Here is a 19898-nt window from a genome sequence, read left to right on the forward strand (position 1 = left end):
GGAGGCGTGGACATGACCGAGCGCGAAAGAGTCAACATCCTCCTCGTCGACGACCAGCCGGCCCGGCTGCTCAGCTACGAGGCCATCCTCGCGCCGCTCGAGCAGAACCTGGTGCGCGCGTCGTCCGGCGTCGAGGCGCTGCAGCGGCTGCTCAAGGAGGAGTACGCCGTGATCCTCCTCGACGTCAGCATGCCGGAGATGGACGGCTTCGAGACCGCGGCGATGATCCACCAGCACCCGCGGTTCGAGCGGACGCCGATCATCTTCGTCACCGGCCACAACATCACCGACCTCGACGCGCTCCGCGGCTACGAGCTCGGCGCGGTCGACTACGTGTACGTGCCGATCGTGCCGGAGATCCTGCGCGGCAAGGTGTCGGTGCTGGTCGAGCTGCACCTCAAGCGCCAGGAGTTGGTGCGGGCCAACCGCTCGCTCGAGCAGGCCAACGCCCAGCTCGCGCTCGCCAACTCCAACCTGCAAGCCGAGAAGACCCGCGAGCTCGAGCAGCTCAACGCGGTGCTCGAGCGCGCCAACGCCGGCCTCGCCGCGGCCAACGGCACCCTCGCCGCCGAGATCACCGAGCGCCAGCGGGCCGAGGAGGCGCTGCGCCACACTCACGCCCAGCTGCGCGAGGCCGACCGCCAGAAGGACGAGTTCCTGGCCATGCTGGCCCACGAGCTGCGCAACCCGCTGGCCCCGATCCACAGCGCCGTCGAGCTGATGGGCGTCAAGGAGATCGACGATCCCGAGGTCCGCTGGTGCCGCGACGTGATCGAGCGCCAGACCGAGCAGCTGCACCGCCTGGTCGACGACCTGCTCGACGTCTCGCGCATCACCCAGGGCAAGATCAAGCTGCAGAGCGCCCCGCTCGAGGTCGCGGCGGTGATCAGCCGCGCGCTCGAGACGACCCGCCCGCTGATCGAGACCCGCCGCCACCGGCTCGACGTCGGCGTGCCCGAGGAGCCGATCTGGATCGAGGGCGACCGCACGCGCCTGACCCAGGTGGTCGGCAACCTGCTCAACAACGCCGCCAAGTACACCCCGGAGGGCGGGCAGATCCGCCTCACGGTCGAGCTCGCCGGCCCGACCACGCAGGTGCTGATCCGCGTCGCCGACTCGGGCACCGGGATCTCCGGCGAGATGCTGCCCAAGGTGTTCGAGCTGTTCACGCAGGTCGACCGCACCGTCCACCAGGCCCAGGGCGGCCTCGGCATCGGCCTCGCGCTGGTGCGCCGCCTGGTCGAGCTGCACGGCGGCTCGGTGGCCGCCCACAGCGAGGGCCCCGGCAAGGGCAGCGAGTTCACGGTCCACCTGCCGCTCCTGCGCCGCGAGGCCGCCAGCGAGGCCGCGGACGCCCACGCCGCCCCGGAGCCGAAGCGGACCAGCCGCCGCGTGCTGGTGGTCGACGACAACGTCGACGCCGCGCTCAGCCTGGCCGGCCTGCTCAAGGTGTCCGGCAACATCGTCGAGACCGCTTACGACGGCCAGCAGGGCATCGACGTGGCCGACCGATTCCGCCCCGAGGTCATCTTCCTCGACCTCGGCATGCCCAAGCTGGACGGCTTCGGCGCCGCCTCGTGGATCCGCTCGCAACCGTGGGCCGCCGACGTGCTCCTGATCGCGGTCACGGGGTGGGGTCAGGAGGACGTGCGTACGCGGACTCAGCAGTCGGGGTTCGACGCCCACCTGGTCAAGCCGGTCAACTTCGCCAAGCTCACCCGCCTGATGGACCAGCACCGCGGCGGCGCCGGGCGAAAGAGCGTCGGGTGACGGCGCTCGCGCTCGCTGGCGGGCCTCGGGTCTGTCCCCAGAGACAGGCTCGGTTCCTGTCTCCGGAGACAGCTCGGACGGCCGTCCGCCGGGGCCCGGGCCCGCGCGCGGTCGCCCGCGTCAATGGCGCACTGCAGTACCGTGTTTTCTCGACTATTGAGGGATTTCCCTGGCCGAGGTAGCAATCTTGCGCATGGCCGCACCACCCCGTCCTCCCCGCGACGACGATCCGCGCTCGGAGCCGTGGGTGTCGATCGACGAAGTCGCCGCCCACCTCGGGGTGCGCAAGGACTCGATCTACCGCTGGATCGAGCGCCGCGGCCTGCCGGCGCAGAAGATCGGCAAGCTGTGGAAGTTGAAACTTTCGGAGGTCGACAAGTGGATGCTGGCCGAGGGCCAGCGCCGCTCGGAGACGCCGGGACAGCACCCGGCGACGGCTGCGCCGCGTGACTACGTGTTGGTCGTCGACGACGACGAGGTGGTCCGCGAGTCGCTGCGCGACTTCCTGGTCGACGAGGGCTACGGCGTGCTGGCCGCCGCCGACGGCCTGGAGGCGTTCGAGCTGCTGGCCGCCCCGGCGACGCCGCTGCCCGCCGTCATCGTGCTCGACCTCAAGATGCCGCGCATGGGCGGCCAGGAGTTCCGCGAGGTCAAGGCCCGCGACCCTCGCCTGGCCCCGATCCCGGTGCTGCTGGTGACGGCCGAGCGGCGCGTCGACGCCGGCGGCGCCATCGTCCTGCGCAAGCCGATCGAGCTCGGCGCGCTGCGCGACGCGCTGCGCAAATTGCTGGGCCGCTGAGACCACCATGAGCCGCACCGCCGAGCGCCGCTGAGGAAGAGACCATGAGCCGCACCGCCGACGACGACACCCGCACCGCCGAGCGCCGCTTCGCCGCGCTGACGCAGGCGTCCGGCCAGGCCGTATGGCGGGTCGCGGCCGACGGCGCCCGACCGCTCGAGGACTCGCCGGGCTGGCGCGCGCTGACCGGCGTGAGCCGCGAGCAATGGCTCGAGCGCGGCGTGCTCGCCGGTGTGCCGGCCGGCGACCGCGACCGCGTCGAGGCGGCCGTGCGCGCCGCCTTCGCGGCCGGCGTCGCGTGGGACCTCGAGGTCCGCCTGCAGCGCCCCGACGGCCACCTCGGGTGGGCGCTGCTGCGCGCCGCGCCGGTGGAAGGCCCGCGCGGCGAGCGGGTCGAATGGGTCGGCACCGTCGCCGACATCCAGCGCCGCAAGGACGTCGACTCGTTCCGCGACATGATGACGGGGATCCTCGGGCACGACCTGCGCAACCCGCTGAACGCGATGATGGTCTCGGCCCAGCTGGCCCACCTGCGCGCGCGCGAGGAGCCGGTCCGCACCCCGCTCGAGCGCGTGCTCGCCAGCGGCGAGCGCATGGGCCGGCTCATCGATCAGCTGCTCGACCTGACGCTGACGCGCCTGGGCGGCGGGCTCGTCGTCAACCCGGTCGCGGCCGACCTGCGAGAGATCGTCGAGCAGGCGCTCGAGGACCTGCCGGCCGCGAAGCCGCGGATCCGCTTCGACGCCGTCGGCGACCTGCGCGGCACCTGGGACTTCGACCGCCTGCAGCAGGTCGTCACCATCCTGCTCGGCAACGCCGTCGATCACGGCGCCCCCGGCACGCCGATCTCCGTCCGCGCTGTCGGCGAGGCCGAAGCCGCCGTCGAGCTGATGATCCACAACCACGGCCCCGCCGTGCCCGAGAGCGTGCGCGAGGCGGTGTTCGAGCCGTTCCGCCGCACCGACCCGGCCCGCCGCCACGGCGCCCGCGCGCTCGGCCTCGGCCTGTTCGTGAGCCGCCAGCTGGTGCTCGCCCACGGCGGCACGATCGCGTTCGAGTCGAGCGACGCCGGCGGCAACCTGATGCACGTGCACCTGCCCCGCCGGCCCCCGGCGTGACGAAGCGTGACGGGTGACGTGACCCGCGGCGCCGCGTGACGGCGTCGCTACGCGGCTGACGCTGGCGCATGATGTGTCGGGGCGGCGCTGTATAACGGCGCCCCATGGAGCATCGCCATACTGCTTGAAGCGCAGCATGGCGTGTCGAGGCAAGCTGCGTGAGTGCGTCGCATGAAGTGTTGCGGCGACGCTGCGTAGCGGCAGCGCATGCTGTGTCGCGGCGACGCAGTGTTGCGGCAGCGCATGCTGTGTCGCGGCGACGCTGTGTTGCGGCAGCGCAGTCGCGGCGACGCTGCATGAAGGCGGCGCATGAACTTTCGGCGACGCTTCGTGAATGCGTCGCATGACGTGTCGCAATGCTGCGCGACGGCGTCGCATGAAGTATCGGCGGCGCTGCGTGAATGCGCCGCATGACGTGTCGCAGCGATCTGCGAGACGGCGTCGCATGAAGTATTGCGGCGGCCCTGTGTGGCGGCATCGCAGGCGTGTAGCGACGTGCTGCATGATGGCGTCGCATGACGTCTCGCAGCGATCTGCGAGACGGCGTCGCATGAAGTATTGCGGGCGGCCCTGCGTGGCGGCATCGCAGGGCGTGTAGCGACGTGCTGCATGACGGCCTCGCATGAAGTATCGCGGCGGCCCCGCGTGACCGCGTCCCATGAGGTGCCGCGGCGACGCTGCGTGACGGCGTCCCATGACGTCTCGCGGTGACGCTGCGTGAACCCGCGACGCCTTTGCGCGCCGCGGCGCGACGCTTCGACCGCGGCGAGGCAACCCGCCTCGCGGAACTCTCCCTCGCGCGCCCATCGACCCCGCTCATCCCCCGGACCGCCCGCCCATCGGCGAGCACGGGCACTCGCGCGCCCCCGGGCGAGCGGACGGGTGGTCGCCGCCACTGTCCGGCGCCTCGCTGCGATTTTGTGGCTGGCGGGGCGCTCCCACTCGCCAATGGGAGCACCGCGGGCCTGCAGCCGGCTTTCCTGCGGCCTGAGCGGCAGTTCTCGGCCATTCGTCTCGCAAAACAATGATTTCCCCGATAACAAAATCAGTTTTAGCCCGTCCTCTCGCCGCCATGAAACTGGGTCTCAGTCGGTCACAGTCGGTAAAAGTCGAAGAAAAACAGCGCATACTTCGCAGTTAACGTCGTTATTGATGCGATCTTGATGCGTTTGGCCGCTCTCCTGACGTCCTCTTGATCCGATCATTGCGAATCTATTGGAGGTCAGACGAGGGGTCCACAATGCTCAATCGAATCACCGCTTCCGGGAATGCTTGCACTGTCACTTCGGCGCCGATGGGTGGTGCGACGACCGCGCGTTACTTCCGCGAGCTCGCGGACGTGACGGTGATGGGCAAGGACGAGGAGCTGGTCGCGGCGACGCGCCTCATCGAGCTGCGCAAGACCATGTGGGCCGCCTTCCTCGCCTACCCGCCGTTCGTCTCGGCGATCTGCGCCCTGGTGGCCGAGCGCCTGTCGGCCGAGTCGGTCCCGCCGGCCGTGCTCGAGGCGGTCGAGAAGACCTCGCGCGCCCTCCGCGACCGCGTCCTCAAGAGCCACGAGGAGGCCTTCACCGCCGCGCGCAACGCCCTCATCGAGCGCCTCGTGTTCGCCGACGTCGACAGCGTGGTGGCTGACTCGATCCTCGCCGACCTCACCGGGCTCGAGAGCGACCGCGGCGTCGCCACCAACATGAAGGTCAAGCCCCCGTACCGCGACAGCGCCCCGTTCGTCCGCTACGTCGCGGCCGCCCGCCGGGCCCACAGCGCGGTGATGCTGGCCAAGAACGCGTTCGTGCGCTCCAACCTCCGCCTCGTGGTCGCCATCGCCCGCCGCTTCGCCCGCAGCTCGATCCCGCTGCAGGACCTGATCCAGGACGGCAACATGGGCCTGATGAAGGCCGTCGACCGCTTCGACCCGACCCGCGGCTGCCGCTTCGCCACCTACGCCGCCTGGTGGATCCGCTACGCCATCACCCGCGCCATCGTCGACACCGACCGCAGCGTCCGCCTGCCCCTGCACATGATCGACGCGTGCAAGAAGGTCAGCCGCGCCCGCCGCGAGTACGAGGTGATGTACGGCCGCTGCCCGACCGACGAGGAGCTGTCCTCGGCCACCGGCATCAGCATGGAGCGCATCCAGCGGATGAGCTGGTCGCTGATCGACCAGCCGCTGAGCCTCTCGCTGCCGGCCACCCGCGACGGCGAGGGCAGCCTGGCCGACACCCTGGTCGACGCGACCCTGGTCGCCCCGTCCGAGCTGATGGACTCGGCCGTCCTCCAGGACGCCCTGCTCGAGGTGTTCGAGAAGCTGTCGCCGATGGAGGCCGACATCCTGCGCAAGCGCGTCGGCATGGACGGCGAGCCCGAGCTCACCCTCAAGGAGATCGGCGCCAACTACTCGCTGTCGCGCGAGCGCATCCGTCAGCTGCAGGAGCAGGCCCTGCGCAAGCTCCGCTCGGAGTTCGAGCGCCGCCAGCTGATGTAATCACAATAGCGACTCCCTGCTGAACCCGTCTGATACGACCCCCGACCCCGAGCCGATCGCCCCAACCCCTGGGCGATCGGCTCGCGTCATTTTTGGGTCACCGTCGACCGTCGGCCGCTGCGCTCGCGCTCGCTTCGCCGGGGCGCCGACGGGTGACCGGCGCACCGCCCGTCCGCAGCCAGCGGGCCGCCGGCAGGGGCGGCCCTTGAGCCCGCTATTCCGACTTTCGGCGCCCCCGCCGACCCTGGTGGACCGACGTGACATAGCCGAGCCCGGTGAGCGGACTTTCGAGGTTGCCGCTCGCACGCCGCCAGCCCTAAACTGGCGGGGCCGGGCTGCGCTCGGCACGCCCGAGTCGGCAAGCACATGACCGCAATCACTGCCAGCGAACGCGCGAGCATCCCCAAGGCCCCCACGGGGATCAACGGCCTCGACGACATCACCGGAGGCGGCCTCCCGCGCGGGCGGCCGACGCTCGTATGCGGCAGCGCCGGTTGCGGCAAGACCTTGATGGCGATGGAGTTCCTGGTCCGCGGCGCCATCGAGTTCGACGAGCCCGGGGTGTTCTTCGCCTTCGAGGAGACGGCCGACGACCTGACCGCCAACGTCCGCTCGCTCGGCTTCGACCTCGACGACCTGGCCGCGCGCGACAAGCTGATCGTCGAGCACATCCATATCGAGCGCAGCGAGATCGAGGAGGCCGGCGAGTTCGACCTCGAGGGCCTGTTCATCCGCCTGGGCCTGGCGATCGACACCGTCGGGGCCAAGCGCGTGGTGCTCGACACGCTCGAGACCCTGTTCGGCGGCTTCGACAACGAGGGCATCCTGCGCGCGGAGCTGCGGCGGCTGTTCCGCTGGCTCAAGGACCGCGGCGTCACCGCCGTCATCACCGCCGAGCGCGGCGACGGCACCCTCACCCGCCAGGGCCTCGAGGAGTACGTGTCCGACTGCGTGATCCAGCTCGACCACCGCATGCACGACCAAGTGTCGACGCGGCGGCTGCGGATCGTCAAGTACCGCGGCACCCACCACGGCACCAACGAGTACCCGTTCCTCATCGACAGCGACGGCTTCTCGGTGCTGCCGCTGAGCTCGCTCAAGCTCGACCACGAGGCCTCGACCGAGCGCGTGTCGACCGGCATCGAGCGCCTCGACGCCATGCTCGCCGGCGGCGTGTACCGCGGCACCAGCGTGCTGCTGTCCGGCACCGCCGGCACCGGCAAGTCGAGCATCGCCGCCCACATGGCCGCCGCCTGCTGCGCCCGCGGCGAGCGCTGCCTCTACTACTCGTTCGAGGAGTCGCCGTCGCAGGTGCTCCGCAACATGCGGACGATCGGCCTCGATCTGGCCCCGTGGCTCGACAACGGCATGCTCCACTTCGTCTCGACCCGCCCGACCTTCCACGGGCTCGAGATGCACCTGGCGACCATGTTCAAGCATGTCCGCGAGTTCGACCCGCAGTTGGTCGTCATCGACCCGATCAGCAATTTCATCTCGGTCGGCACCGCCGGCGAGGCCCAGTCGATGCTGCTGCGGCTGGTCGACTACCTCAAGAGCCGGCAGACCACGGCCGTGTTCGTCAGCCTGATCAGCGGCGGCAAGGGCCTGCTCGAGGCGACCGAGCAGAACATCTCGTCGTTGATCGACACCTGGATCTTGCTGCGGGACGTCGAGCTCGGCGGCGAGCGCAACCGCGGCCTCCACGTCCTCAAGTCGCGCGGCACCCCGCACTCCAACCAGGTCCGCGAGTTCGTGCTCACCGCGCACGGCGTCGAGCTGCGCGACGTCTACGTCGGCCCCGAGGGCGTGCTGACCGGCTCGATGCGGCTGGTGCAGGAGGCCAAGGAGCGCGAGGCCTCCGAGCTGCGCCGGCAGGCTATCGCCCGCAAGCGGCGAGAGATCGAGCGCAAGCGACAAGCACTGACGGCCCAGATCGCGGCCCTGCGGGCCGAGTCGGAGAGCGAGGAGCTCGAGCTCGAGCTGCTGCTCTCGGCCGAAGAGGCGGTCGATCGGCGGCTCGCCGACGACCGCGTCGGCATGGCGTCCAGTCGCCGCGCTGACGGCAACAAGCAACAGGAGGAATCGCCATGAACAGCGAGCACGAACTTCAGGCGGGATCCGACGAGCCCGACGTCTGGGAGCTGCGGCTGTACGTCGCCGGTCAGACCCCGAAGTCGATGCAGGCGCTGCATAACCTGCAGAAGATCTGCGAGGAGCACCTGCCCGGGCGCTACCGCATCGAGGTCATCGACCTCCACAAGCACCCGAAGCTGGCCAAGCAGGACGAGATCGTCGCCATCCCGACGCTCGTCCGCAAGCTGCCCGACCCGATCCGCCGCGTCATCGGCGACCTCTCGAACCTCGAGAAGGCGCTGATCGGCCTGCAGCTGGTGCCCGCGACGAACCCATGACCGCCCGCGCGACCGCCGTCTCTACCTGTCCTTTCGGCCAGGCCCAGCGTGACCGCCGTGCGCCCTCCGGGGCCCGTGCGGTCACCTGTCTCTTCGGCCATACGCGGGCCCACCCGGCGGAGGTGACGTCGTGAGCGACGCCCTCGCCGCTGCCCAGCGGGAGCTCGAGGAGCTGCGCCTCCGCCTCGCCGAGGCCCAGGAGACCATCCGCGCGATCCAGGGCGGCGAGGTCGACGCCCTCGTCGTCAGCGACGAAGAGTCGCCGCGGGTGCTCACGCTCGACGCCGCCGACAAGCCGTACCGCCTGCTCGTCGAGCAGATGCACCACGGCGCCGCCGCGCTGACGATCGAGGGCGTCGTGCTGGCCTGCAACCCGGCGTTCACGCGGCTGCTGCGGAGCGAGCCGGCCGCGGTGCTGGACCTGCCGCTGCAGCAGCACATCGACCCGCCGGGCCTGCCGGTGTTCGAGGCGCTGCTGCGCGACGGCCTGGCCGCGAGCGCCGAGAGCGAGGTCATGCTGCGCCGCGGCGACGGCGAGCGCATGCCGATCGTCCTCGGCGTGCGGGCGCTGCACGAGGGCGTCGCCGGCGTGTGCCTGCTGGTCGTCGACCTCAGCGAGCCGAAGCGACGCGAGCGGCTGATCGCCGACGAGGCGACCGCGCGGGCGATCCTCGAGCAGGTCGCCGACGCCGTGGTCGTGTGTGACAACGAGGGCACCGTCCTGCGCGCCAGCCGGGCCGCGCACGACCTGTGCGGCACCAACCCGCTGTTCCAGCGGTTCGACCGCGTGTTCTCGCTGACCCGCCACGACGAGCCCGGCGCGCTCGTCGACCTGACCGCCGCGTGGCGCGGCGAGCCGCTGCGCGGCCTCGAGGTCCGCTGGGACCGCCCCGGGGGCAAGCGCGCCGAGCTGATGCTGGGCGCCGGCCCGCTGGTCGTCGCCGGCGGCGAGCGGCTCGGCGTCGTCATCACCCTGACCGACATCACCTCGTTGCGCGAGGCCGAGGACGAGCTGCGCCGCCGCGCCAGCGAGCTCCAGGCCTCAGACCGCCGCAAGGACGAGTTCCTGGCGATGCTGGCCCACGAGCTGCGCAACCCGCTGTCGCCGATCCAGTCGTCGCTCGAGATCATGAGCCTGCAGGCGCTCGACGACCCGCTGACCAACCAGTGTCGCGAGGTCATCGAGCGCCAGGTCCAGCAGCTGACGCGGCTGGTCGACGACCTGCTCGAGGTGTCGCGCATCAACACCGGCAAGATCCAGCTGCAGATCGAGCGCATCGACCTCGGCGCGACGGTGCAGCGCGGCATCGAGACCAGCCGCCCGGCCGTCGACGCCAAGCAGCACCGGCTGCAGTTCGTCGGCCCGCCCGAGCCGGTGTGGGTCCGCGCCGACGCCACGCGGATCGCCCAGGTGATCGGCAACCTCGTCAACAACGCCGCCAAGTACACCGAGAACGGCGGCGAGATCGCCGTGCGCCTCGAGAGCGAGCGCGGCCACGCCGTCGTCCGCGTGCGCGACAGCGGGATCGGCATCCCGCAGGAGATGCTGGGCGAGGTGTTCGACCTCTTCACGCAGGTCCACCGCTCGCTCGACCGCTCGCAGGGCGGCCTCGGCATCGGCCTGGCGCTGGTCAAGCGGCTCGTCACCATCCACGGCGGGCAGGTCGAGGCCCACAGCGACGGCGCCGGGCTCGGCAGCGAGTTCGTGATCCGCCTGCCGCAGGGGGAGAGCGAGCGCGCCGCGCCCGAGCCGCCGCGCGCCGACAAGGCCGGCTCCTCCGGGCCGAGCCTGCGCGTGCTCGTCATCGACGACAACCGCGACGCCGCCGAGCTGCTGGCGGCCCTGCTCGGCATGCTCGGCCACAAGGTCGAGACCGCCGGCGACGGCCCGTCCGGCATCGCCGCGGCGCTGTCGTTCTTGCCGCAGCTGGTGCTGTGCGACATCGGCCTGCCGCTGCTCGACGGCTACGGCGTGGTCGCCGACCTGCGCCACCGCCCCGAGTTCGCCGCCACCCGCTTCATCGCCCTCACCGGCTACGGCCGCGCGGAGGACCGCCAGCGCTCGCAGGCCAGCGGCTTCCACGCCCACCTGATCAAGCCGGTCGGCCTCGCCAAGCTCAAGTCGCTGCTGCGCCCGCCGCAGGACGAGACCTGACCCGCCGGGCAGCCTCACGTCTTTCGTGAAGGGCTGTCCGTGAGGACATGGCCGGAGAGACACCCGAGGATGTCCTCTCGATCATGTCCTCAAAGCCATGCATGACCTTCCCGGCGCCGGTACTGCCCGTCCCGAGCGACACAATCTGGCCCTCCAAACATGTCCTCGAGGACAGATTAAAATCACGCCGGCTGTCGGGTTCGCCCGGCTGGCGGGTCCAGGCACGCCCTCGACCCGCCTCGTCACGCCGGCGCGGGCGCGAGCGGCAGGCCGATCGCCAGCGTCGTCCCGCCGCCGCTCGGCGATGGTTCGTGCCACAGCCGGCCTCCGTGGGCCTCGACGATGCTGCGGGCCACGAACAGCTCCGTCGTCGTCCGCCGGCGCGCCAGCGACGGGCGGCCGAGGTCCGCGATCACGTCGCTGACGCGGAGCACCACCTCCGCGCCCACCACCTCGCCGCGCAGCACCACCGCGCGCTCCGCCACCGCGGCCCGCAGCGCCGACTGCAGCGCGCTGGTCAGAGCCCGCACCAGGCGCTCGTGGTCGCCCAGCAGCCACGCCTCGCCCACCTGCAGCGTTTGCTCGATCCGGACCTTGCGCGCCGAACCCGAGGCCTCGCTGCGGGTGACCGCCTCTGCCACCAGCTCGCCCACCGGCAGCGGATAGCGCTCGAGCAGCTCCGGACTCCCGCGCAGGTCCGCCACCTCGTGCAGCCCGCGCGTCACGTCCTGCAGCCGCTGCGACGCGCTCTGCAGCATCTCCGTCACCATCTCCTGCTCCGGCGAACCGCCGCCGAGCCCCCCCAGGTAATCGCGGCACAGGCAGATGTTCATCAGCGGGTTGCTGATGTCGTGCGCCAGCATCTCCAGCAGCTGCGCCTCGCGCTCGCGCAGCAGCGCCGCCATGCTCGCCGCGTACTGGCGGTCCAGCACCTCGTGGAGCGCCTCGCCGACCTCGCCCTCGCGATCGGCCGGTTCGAGGTGGCCGGCGACGTCCCGGCGCAGCGCCGCGAACTCGCGCGCGAGCGCCTCGGGCCCGGCGTCCTCGCGCGCGCGGCTGGCCCCGTGCCCGGTCGCCGCGTCGGCGCTGGCCGTCGTGTCGGTCGTCTCCAGCAGCTCGGCCAGCTCCTCGACCAGCAGCTCGGCGCCCTCGAACAGCGTCACGAACGCGGGCAAGCGCTCGCGCAGGCGCTGGGCGGCGTGCGCTCGGGACGAGGGTGGAGACCGCCGGGCCGGCATCGTCGGCCGCGGAATATGGCACAGAGGCCCGCGGCGCGTGAAGCTCCGCCCCGCCGTCCGCGCCGCGCGACGCCTGGGAATTCCCCGACGAAAGCGGCGCTGTACGGGTGATTTTCGCCCCTGCGCAGCAGGTTCGTCGCCGACTCACGCCGCGCGCCGCGACGCCCTCCTGCGCGACCGCTCGCCCCCGTCTTCACCCGACGCCCGGGCCGCGCCCGCGCGGCCCGCGAGGCCTCGATCCTCGGGAGCGCCGCGCCTCTCCTGTCTTTGCAGACAGCCTCCTCCGAGGTCCCCGCGACCCTGACGCCCGCGGCCCGCCCCCCGGCGAACATGTCCGCGAGGACAGCCTCACCGGTCCCTGCGTGAATCCCCGTCCCGCATCCCACCTGTCCCCGAGGACATCCGCCTCCGTGACCTGTCCCCGAGGACATCCGGCGGCGCTCGACCTCGCTGGGCTCACTCCACGCCGCTGTCGTCCCGCAGCAAGTCGGCGTCCGGATCGGGTCGCAGCTCGAGCGGCACCCCGAGCAGCGCCGCCAGCTTCGCCGCCGCCGCCTGTGCCGCCGCCTCGCGGATCGGCTCGGCCAGAGGATCGAGGTCCAGCGACCCGACCCGCAGCGTGCGCGCGTGCGTACGCACCTTCAGCTCGAGCCAGCGCGGCGCGCCGCGCTTCATCTTCGCCCGCGCCGGGCGGGCCTCCAGCGCCTGCAGCCCGAACGCCGGCTCGCTGTGCCGACGCGCGGCGGCCTGGAACTCGAGCGTCACCTCGCCGCGCACTGCCACGATTCGCAGCGGAGCCTCGAGCAGGAAGCAGTAGAGCACCACCCGCAGGCAGATGTAGAGCGGCAGCAGGAACGACACGCCCTTCAGCGCGTTCGCCAGGGCCATCTCGCGGTACAGCAGCACCCCGAAGATGAGCACCTGGAGCGCGGCGATCGTCACCACCGCCAGCCACAGCCCGACGCGGCGCCGCCAGTCCGCCGCCGTCCGCCGCCGCGACAGCACCAGCCGCGTCCCGTCGTCGACCTCGACCGTGAAGGGCCGGAACGGGTCCTCGATCACCGCCTCGGGCACGATTTCCAACCATACCGCAGTCGAGCTCGCCGCCACCACCCGCCCGACTCGCGGGTTCGCGCGTGCGCTCGACGAAGCGTCGGGCGAGCCCGACCTGCGAGGGCGTGAGCTCGGCCTCACGCGCCGTCGCCGACGCCCGCACCGACGAGCTTGCGCGCCCGCCCGTGCGGCGGACGTGCCGTCACGCGCCGCCCTCGCCGCGCGCGTCCCGCTCGCGCCCGGCTCGGCCAGGCGCTGCGAGCCCGACCTCTGGCAGCGCCTCGACCGAGCTGGGGCCGGCCAGCTCGCTAGCCAGGCCGCAGGCTCGCCCGCGTCGGAGATCCCCCGCTCGAGCTCGCCTTGAGGTCGGCCCGCCGCGATTGTGCCAGTGCCCCCAGCGGCTGACCTTTCGGACATCTCGCGCTCCCTTCGCCGCTGCGCGTCATGACCGACCTCAGCCATGTACCTGCATGTGACCCGGCGAATACGAACTGTGGTTCGCCGGAGCCGCTGCGACAGCGGCACGCGTGTATGCCACACACGGTGCGGCAGGCGCTGATATTGCGGCGCGGCCCCGGAGCGAGGACACTGTCACTCGGCATGCACGATCCCGGAGGCATGGATCAGCTCGAGCAGTTGGAGGCATCGCGCGCCCGCCTGGCCGCGATCGTCGACAACTCGCACGACGCCATCTTCAGCAAGACGCTCGAGGGCACGATCACCTCGTGGAACGCGGCGGCCGAGCGGATCTTCGGTTACACGGCGGCCGAGGTGATCGGTCGGCCGATGGCCCTCATCATCCCCGAAGATCGCCTCGAGGAGGAGCGGAGCGTGTTGAGCCGGATCCGCACCGGCCAGCTCGTCGAGCCGTTCGAGACGGCGCGGCGGCGCAAGGACGGCCAGATCGTCGCCGTCTCCCTCACCGTCTCGCCGATCAAGGACCGCCACGGTCGCATCATCGGCGCCTCCGGCATCGCCCGCGACATCACCGAGAACACCCGCGCCGAGCGCGAGCGGGCCCAGCTCTTCCTCGACCTCCAGCGGGCCAACCAGGCCAAGGACGAGTTCCTGGCCATGCTCGGCCACGAGCTGCGCAACCCGCTGAACGTCATCACCGTCGCCGTCGACGTGCTCGCCCAGGACCCGTCCGAGGCGGCCCACGCCCACGACATCATCGCCGAGCAGGCCGCCCACCTGAAGCACCTCGTCGGCGACTTGCTCGAGGTCGGCCGCGTCGTCTCCGGCAAGATCCGCCTCGACCTCCAGACCTTCGACCTCGGCGAGCTGACCCGCGAGCACGTCGCCGCCTTGCGGACCAGCGGCACCTTCGACCGCCACACCGTCACCTGCGAGGTCCGCCCTGCGCTGGTCCAGGCCGACCCGCAGCGCCTGCGGCAGATCCTCGACAACCTGATCGGCAACGCCCTCAAGTTCACCCCGCCGGGCGGCACCATCGCCGTCCAGGTCGACGTCTCCGACGACGTCGTCGCGCTCGAGGTCCGCGACAGCGGCATCGGCATGACCGCCGAGCTGCTGCGCAGCGCCTTCGACCTGTTCGTCCAGGGCCACCGCGACGCTCACCGCGCCGAGGGCGGCCTCGGCCTCGGCCTCACGCTCGTGCGGCAGCTCGTCGAGCTCCACCACGGCTCGGTCGAGGCCTTCAGCCAGGGCGCGCAGCAGGGCACGCGCCTGCTGGTCCGCCTGCCGCGCCTCCGCGCCAGCCCGACCCTGCGCCCGGCGCCGAAGCTGTCGCGGCCCAAGATGCCGCCGCAGAGGATCGTCGTCGTCGAGGACAACAAGGACGGCCGCGAGATGCTGCGCAAGTTGCTGCAGCTGTCCGGCCACGAGGTCGAGGAGGCGGCTGACGGCCCCTCGGGGGTCGAGCGCATCCTGCAGTTCGCCCCGCGCATCGCCCTGATCGACATCGGCCTGCCGGGCTTCGACGGCCACGAGGTGGCGCGCCGGGTGCGAGCGCAGCAGTCGAGCGAGCAGCCGCCGATCCTTGTCGCCCTGACCGGCTACGGGCTCGAGGCCGACCGCGCCGCCACCCGCGCCGCCGGCTTCGATCACCACCTCACCAAGCCGGTCGGCCTCAAGGACCTGGCCAAGGTGTTCCACGCCCACGAGCTCGACCGCGAGTGAGCATGTCCCGAAGGACATGCTGCGCCGGGCCGCCTTGACGACATGTCCCTCGGGACATGTCTGCCGAATCTACGGCTCGAGCTCGCCCCAGCGGACGATCGTGCCGTCCTCCGAGGCGCTCCACAGCGCGCCGTCGGCCCACCGTAGATCCAGCACCTGATCGGTGTGTCGGTGGAGCACCGCGACCTGCTCGCCGCCGGGCACCCGGTGCTGCGTGATCTGGCCCCACTCGTGGCCGACGAACAGCCACTCGCGCGTGAGCAGCAGGCTGCACGCGTGGCTGGGCCCGCTCGGGAGCTCGGGCAGCGCCTCGACCACCGCCCCGGTCGCCACGCGGATCAGCCGGATCTCCGGGTACCCTGCCACCGCCACGAACGCCCCCTCGGGGCTGATGGCGATCGCGCCGCCTCGCTCGATCTGCAACGACAGCGTCGGCTTCGCCTTGGCCAGGCCGACCACCGCCAGCGCCTCGCCGATCAGCACCGCCGCCACCTCGTCGGCCAGCGCCAGCCGCGGCCAGTCACCCTTCGCCTTGAACGTCTTCCCCTTCGCAGCTCCGAACGCGCGCCACTGGGCGTGGCAGGTCGGATCGCTGCGCGGGTTGGACGGCCGCGTGTGCGACAGGACGCCCCACGTCGCGTCGTTCGGCGCCAGCGCCAGCCCGTCGGCGCAGCGCTGGACCTCGATCGTCTCGAGCTTCTCTCCCTCGGCGTCGAGCACCGCCACCGCCACCGCCGCCCCGTCGTGGAGCACCACCATCCGCTGGCGGTCGCGCGTGCGCACCACATCGTGGACCTGCACGTGCGTCAGCATCCGCGTCGCTCCGCTCGCTAGCTCGATCTCCACCACCGAATCGAGGTAGTTCAGCGACTGCGTCAGGTGGGCCGTGACCGCCCCCTCGTACACGATCACCCGCCGCAGGCCGCGGCTGAAGCCCGTCACTCTGGCGAGTGGTTGCTCCGGGCGATCGATCGCCCAGATCGCCACGCTCGCGTCGATGCAGTCGATCGCCGCCACGTGGCTCGCGCTGGCGGCCGCCCCCTGCCCGCGCCAGCCCGGCTGCTGCCCGATCGTGCCTGGTTGCCGGGCGGTGAAGATCGCCCGCTCCGCCGCCACCTCCCACACCACCACCTCGCCGAGGCTGTCATGGAAGGTCACGCGGCTGCGATCGTGCGCCACCGTCCCGGGGCCCGAGCCGATCGACAGATCGCGGAGGTGGACGAATTTGCCGTCGACGAGCCCGGCCCGCTCGCCGCGCGTCCCGATCATCCCGCCGTCGTCCGTCACCAGCAGCGGGTTCGGGCCGATGAAGAACGGGCTGTCCTCGCGCGGCTCGATACGCCCGTCGGCATGCACGATCAGCAGGTGATTGCTGCTCATATAGACCGCGCCGTCGCGGCGGACCGCCAGCGCCCCCCTCGCCTCCGGCGGCAGCTCGATCTCGCCGAGCACCGCCCCGGTGAGCGTATCGACGCGAAAGAGCGTCGCCGGCCGACCCGGTCGATAGCCGACGAGCTGCGCCCCGTCGGGCGTCAGCGCCCCGTTGAACTGAAACCCCGGAATCGGCGCCGGCACCAGCCCGACCACGCGGCCCGACGCCGGCCACACGCGCACCACGGCGCGGCCTCCCGGCTCGCGCACCGCCGCCACCACCGATTCCCCGTCGGGGTGGGCCACCATCCATTCGACCCCGCCGATGGCGGGGATGCTCGCGCGTGGCGGCATCGGCGACGCCGGATCGTGGAGCGTCAGCCCGTGGCTCGCGCCGACCACCAGCGACCCGTCGGCCAGGAACGCCAGCGCGTGCGGCTTGCCGGCGAAGATCCGCAGCGCCGGCCCGCGCGGGGCAGCAGCAAAATGCACGATGGGAGCGGCGAGACGGGGGGTCCAGGTCATGGGGAGGTGCCCGAGAATAACCGTGTGCGCCTTGTCGCGGTTCACGATCGTCCATCGCCGCGATCGATGGCGCCCCGGGTGGCACTCCTCCTGCGTGACCCCGACGCCGCGCGAACGCGTGCTTTGGCGCGTGACGGAGATCCACCGTCACGCGCCCGCGTACGGCGTCCGACCGTCGAGGGGCGACCGCGACGTGCGGATCGCTCCTGGGTTGCTACGCTGCGCCCCCATCCGATCGGTCGATATCACCGCCCCGGATGACTTGCCGATACCTCGGAGAAAATGATGCATAAGCCTGCTCGAATCCTCACCCTGTTGTGCGCCGCGCTGCTCGGCGGCTGCTCGGATCCCGGCGCCGGCGTCACTGCGGCCCCCAGCACCGACGATCCGTCGACCTCGACCGACTCCACCGGTTCGACCACCGTCGCGCCCACCACCGGCGAGCCCACCACCGGCACCACCACTGGCACCACCACCGGCACCAGCACCACCAGCGACGACGCCACGACCAGCGTGACCGACGGCGAGGAGGCGATGTGCGACGTGTGGCAGCAGGACTGCCCGGACGGCTACAAGTGCATGGCCTACGCGCCCGAGGGTGAGCCCGCGTTCGTCGGCAACAAGTGTACCCCCGTGATCCAGAACCCCGGCAAGGTCGGTGATCCCTGCATCGTCGAGGACGGCTGGTGGACCGGCGTCGACGACTGCGACTACGGCCTCGCCTGCTGGAACATCAACCACGACGACAACACCGGCCAGTGTGTCGCCCTGTGTTCCGGCACCGAGGACTCCTACGATTGCCCGGGCTCGGCCGACATCTGCGTGTTCTGGGTCCCCGGCATCGCCCACGTGTGCCTGCAGGGCTGCGACCCGCTGCTGCAGGACTGCCCGGACGCCCAGGGCTGCTTACCCGACTGGGCCAGCGGCGGCCAGCAATTCGTGTGCCTCGCCGAATACTCGTTCGAGGAGGGCCAGGAGTTCGACCCCTGCCAGTTCAGCAACGTGTGCGACCCGGGCCTCCTGTGCTGGGGCTCGGACTCGGCGCTCGAGTGCGACCAGGACATCGGCGGCTGCTGCCTCTCGTTCTGCGACATCACCGATCCGCAGTGCACCGGCGAGGGCGCCGAGTGCGTGTCCTTCTACGAGGGCCGCGAGGTGCCGCCGGCCTTCGCCGACGTCGGGATCTGCGTGCTCCCCGGCTGAACCAACGCGCCGGCTCTCGCTTGAGCCTCGGATGTCCCTTTCGCCATGTGCGAAGGGACATCCGAGACACGACCCGGATCCAATCCATCGAGATGCCCCCGAGGACAGGTCCACGCGGACGTTTCAATCAACGCCCGCGTCAGTGCTCATGATGAAGATACGCCGCCTGCCGCGGCAGCCGCAGGCTCACCAAGAACGCGAGCGCCGCCATCGCGCTCACGTACCAGAAGAACGCCGACTCGTGGCCCGCCGCCTTGAGCGCGAGCGCCACGTACTCGGCGGTCCCGCCGAAGATCGCGTTGGCCACCGCGTAGGCCAGCCCGACCCCGAGCGCCCGCACCTCGGCCGGGAACATCTCCGCCTTGACGATCCCGCTGATCGACGTGTACGCGCTGACGATCGCCAGCGCCGCCACCACCAGCACGAACGCCAGCGCCGGGCTGCTCACGTGCTGCAGCGCCGTCAAGATCGGCACCGTGAAGATCGCCCCCAGGCCGCCGAACAGCAGCATGTTGGTGCGTCGGCCGATCCGGTCCGACAGCGCCCCGAACAGCGGCTGCATACACATGCACAGGAACAGCGCCGCGGTCATCACGTAGCTCGCCGTCTTGATCGGCAGGTGCACCGTGTTGACCAGGTACTTCTGCATGTACGTGGTGAACGTGTAGAACATCAGCGAGCCGCCGGCGGTGTAGCCCAGCACCGTGAAGAACGCCGCCCCGTGGTGGCGCAGCAGCCCCGCCACGCTGCCGGCCTCGGCGTTCGTGCGGGCCTCCTCGCTCTGCGTCTCGTGCAGCCCGCGGCGCAGCAGCAGCGCGACCACGGCCGCCACCGCCCCGGCCGCGAACGGGATCCGCCAGCCCCACGCCTTGAGGTCGGCCTCGCTCAGCAGCAGCTCGAGCACCACGATCACCAGCACCGCCAGCAGCTGCCCGCCGATCAGCGTCACGTACTGGAACGACGAGAAGAACCCCCGCTGCCCGCGGAGCGCCACCTCGCTCATGTACGTCGCCGTGGTCCCGTACTCGCCGCCGACCGAGAGGCCCTGGAACAGCCGGCACGCCAGCAGCAGCAGCGGCGCCCAGCCGCCGATCTGCGCGTGCGTCGGCAGGCAGGCGATCACCAGCGAACCGGCGCACATCATCGTCACCGAGATCAGCATCGAGGTCTTGCGCCCGAGCCGATCGCCGATCCTTCCGAACAACCACCCGCCGAGCGGCCGCATCAAGAACCCGGCCGCGAACACCCCCGCGGTGTTCAGCAGCTGCGCCGTCGGGTCCGAATCGGGGAAGAACGCCGGCGCGAAGTACAGCGCCGAGAACGCGTACACGTAAAAATCGAACCACTCGACCAGGTTGCCCGACGACGCCGCCACGATCGCGAACACGCGGCGGCGCTTCTCCTCCGCGGTGTAGTGCGGGCTCGCGGCAGGGACCGTCGGGGTCGCGGGGGTCGTGGGATCGTCGCGCATGGTCCTCGCCCCGCAAGTGTTCGCCGAAAGCCCCCCACGCGCGCAACCTGCAATGCGCAGGTCGCTCGCCCGCCCTCGCCGCCGCCGTGGGGCCTCGTGCGGCCGCTGCAGCGCCGGCGCCGCTGGGGCAGCCCGAACCGCGGAGCCGCCCTGCGTC

The 19898-nt window shown here is 71.4% G+C and carries 13 protein-coding genes; 9 read left to right on the forward strand and 4 right to left on the reverse strand.

What is annotated here, in order from left to right; all coding sequences use genetic code 11:
- The first annotated feature begins 12 nt into the window (after positions 1-12).
- From POL25_RS30475 to POL25_RS30505, 7 genes are all read left to right on the forward strand, one after another.
- A complete protein-coding gene (locus tag POL25_RS30475) occupies positions 13-1770 on the forward strand; it encodes a response regulator (RefSeq protein WP_272089772.1) in 1758 nt (585 codons plus the stop codon).
- A gap of 193 nt (positions 1771-1963) precedes the next feature.
- Positions 1964-2569, forward strand: coding sequence for a response regulator (locus POL25_RS30480; RefSeq protein ID WP_272089773.1), 606 nt, complete (start codon positions 1964-1966; stop codon positions 2567-2569).
- 44 nt (positions 2570-2613) lie between these two features.
- Positions 2614-3687 (forward strand): PAS domain-containing sensor histidine kinase, encoded by a 1074-nt coding sequence (locus POL25_RS30485; protein WP_272089774.1) that lies wholly within the window; start codon positions 2614-2616, stop codon positions 3685-3687.
- A gap of 1294 nt (positions 3688-4981) precedes the next feature.
- Positions 4982-6172, forward strand: a complete 1191-nt coding sequence (locus POL25_RS30490) for a sigma-70 family RNA polymerase sigma factor (protein WP_272089775.1) — start codon at positions 4982-4984, stop codon at positions 6170-6172.
- Between the two features lie 366 nt (positions 6173-6538).
- The gene (gene kaiC / locus POL25_RS30495; RefSeq protein WP_272089776.1) at positions 6539-8263 is read left to right on the forward strand and encodes a circadian clock protein KaiC; all 1725 of its coding nucleotides are present in this window, start codon (positions 6539-6541) and stop codon (positions 8261-8263) included.
- Complete coding sequence (locus tag POL25_RS30500) at positions 8260-8583, forward strand: circadian clock KaiB family protein (protein WP_272089777.1); 324 nt, start codon at positions 8260-8262, stop codon at positions 8581-8583. Before kaiC ends, POL25_RS30500 begins: the two co-directional genes overlap by 4 nt.
- Positions 8584-8713: 130 nt before the next feature.
- Positions 8714-10738, forward strand: a complete 2025-nt coding sequence (locus tag POL25_RS30505) for a hybrid sensor histidine kinase/response regulator (RefSeq protein WP_272089778.1) — start codon at positions 8714-8716, stop codon at positions 10736-10738.
- Positions 10739-10980: 242 nt separating this feature from the next.
- Here POL25_RS30505 and POL25_RS30510 read toward each other — a convergent pair whose 3' ends face one another.
- Positions 10981-11901 (reverse strand): sensor histidine kinase, encoded by a 921-nt coding sequence (locus POL25_RS30510; protein ID WP_272089779.1) that lies wholly within the window; start codon positions 11899-11901, stop codon positions 10981-10983.
- 531 nt (positions 11902-12432) lie between these two features.
- Positions 12433-13050, reverse strand: a complete 618-nt coding sequence (locus POL25_RS30515; protein ID WP_272089780.1) for a hypothetical protein — start codon at positions 13048-13050, stop codon at positions 12433-12435.
- Positions 13051-13629: 579 nt separating this feature from the next.
- Here POL25_RS30515 and POL25_RS30520 point away from each other — a divergent pair.
- Complete coding sequence (locus POL25_RS30520; RefSeq protein ID WP_272089781.1) at positions 13630-15171, forward strand: ATP-binding response regulator; 1542 nt, start codon at positions 13630-13632, stop codon at positions 15169-15171.
- A 69-nt stretch (positions 15172-15240) separates the two neighbouring features.
- Here the strand turns inward: POL25_RS30520 and POL25_RS30525 are convergent, their stop codons facing one another.
- Positions 15241-17067 (reverse strand): WD40 repeat domain-containing protein, encoded by a 1827-nt coding sequence (locus tag POL25_RS30525; protein ID WP_272089782.1) that lies wholly within the window; start codon positions 17065-17067, stop codon positions 15241-15243.
- Between the two features lie 282 nt (positions 17068-17349).
- On the opposite strand from POL25_RS30525, the gene POL25_RS30530 reads away from it, so the two are divergent.
- On the forward strand, positions 17350-18270 hold the full coding sequence (locus POL25_RS30530; protein ID WP_272089783.1) for a hypothetical protein: 921 nt from the start codon (positions 17350-17352) through the stop codon (positions 18268-18270).
- 139 nt (positions 18271-18409) lie between these two features.
- Here POL25_RS30530 and POL25_RS30535 read toward each other — a convergent pair whose 3' ends face one another.
- Positions 18410-19741, reverse strand: coding sequence for an MFS family transporter (locus POL25_RS30535; protein WP_272089784.1), 1332 nt, complete (start codon positions 19739-19741; stop codon positions 18410-18412).
- Between the last annotated feature and the right edge of the window lie 157 nt (positions 19742-19898).

Source organism: Nannocystis bainbridge (assembly GCF_028368995.1).
Classification (GTDB): domain Bacteria; phylum Myxococcota_A; class Polyangia; order Nannocystales; family Nannocystaceae; genus Nannocystis; species Nannocystis bainbridge.

What these genes read in the sequence shown, in the direction of transcription:
- POL25_RS30475 (WP_272089772.1), top strand. Translation starts at nt 13, where the DNA reads ATGACCGAGCGCGAAAGAGTCAACATCCTCCTCGTCGACGACCAGCCG.
- POL25_RS30480 (WP_272089773.1), top strand. Translation starts at nt 1,964, where the DNA reads ATGGCCGCACCACCCCGTCCTCCCCGCGACGACGATCCGCGCTCGGAG.
- POL25_RS30485 (WP_272089774.1), top strand. Translation starts at nt 2,614, where the DNA reads ATGAGCCGCACCGCCGACGACGACACCCGCACCGCCGAGCGCCGCTTC.
- POL25_RS30490 (WP_272089775.1), top strand. Translation starts at nt 4,982, where the DNA reads ATGGGTGGTGCGACGACCGCGCGTTACTTCCGCGAGCTCGCGGACGTG.
- kaiC (WP_272089776.1), top strand. Translation starts at nt 6,539, where the DNA reads ATGACCGCAATCACTGCCAGCGAACGCGCGAGCATCCCCAAGGCCCCC.
- POL25_RS30500 (WP_272089777.1), top strand. Translation starts at nt 8,260, where the DNA reads ATGAACAGCGAGCACGAACTTCAGGCGGGATCCGACGAGCCCGACGTC.
- POL25_RS30520 (WP_272089781.1), top strand. Translation starts at nt 13,630, where the DNA reads ATGCACGATCCCGGAGGCATGGATCAGCTCGAGCAGTTGGAGGCATCG.
- POL25_RS30525 (WP_272089782.1), bottom strand. Translation starts at nt 17,067, where the DNA reads ATGACCTGGACCCCCCGTCTCGCCGCTCCCATCGTGCATTTTGCTGCT.
- POL25_RS30530 (WP_272089783.1), top strand. Translation starts at nt 17,350, where the DNA reads ATGATGCATAAGCCTGCTCGAATCCTCACCCTGTTGTGCGCCGCGCTG.
- POL25_RS30535 (WP_272089784.1), bottom strand. Translation starts at nt 19,741, where the DNA reads ATGCGCGACGATCCCACGACCCCCGCGACCCCGACGGTCCCTGCCGCG.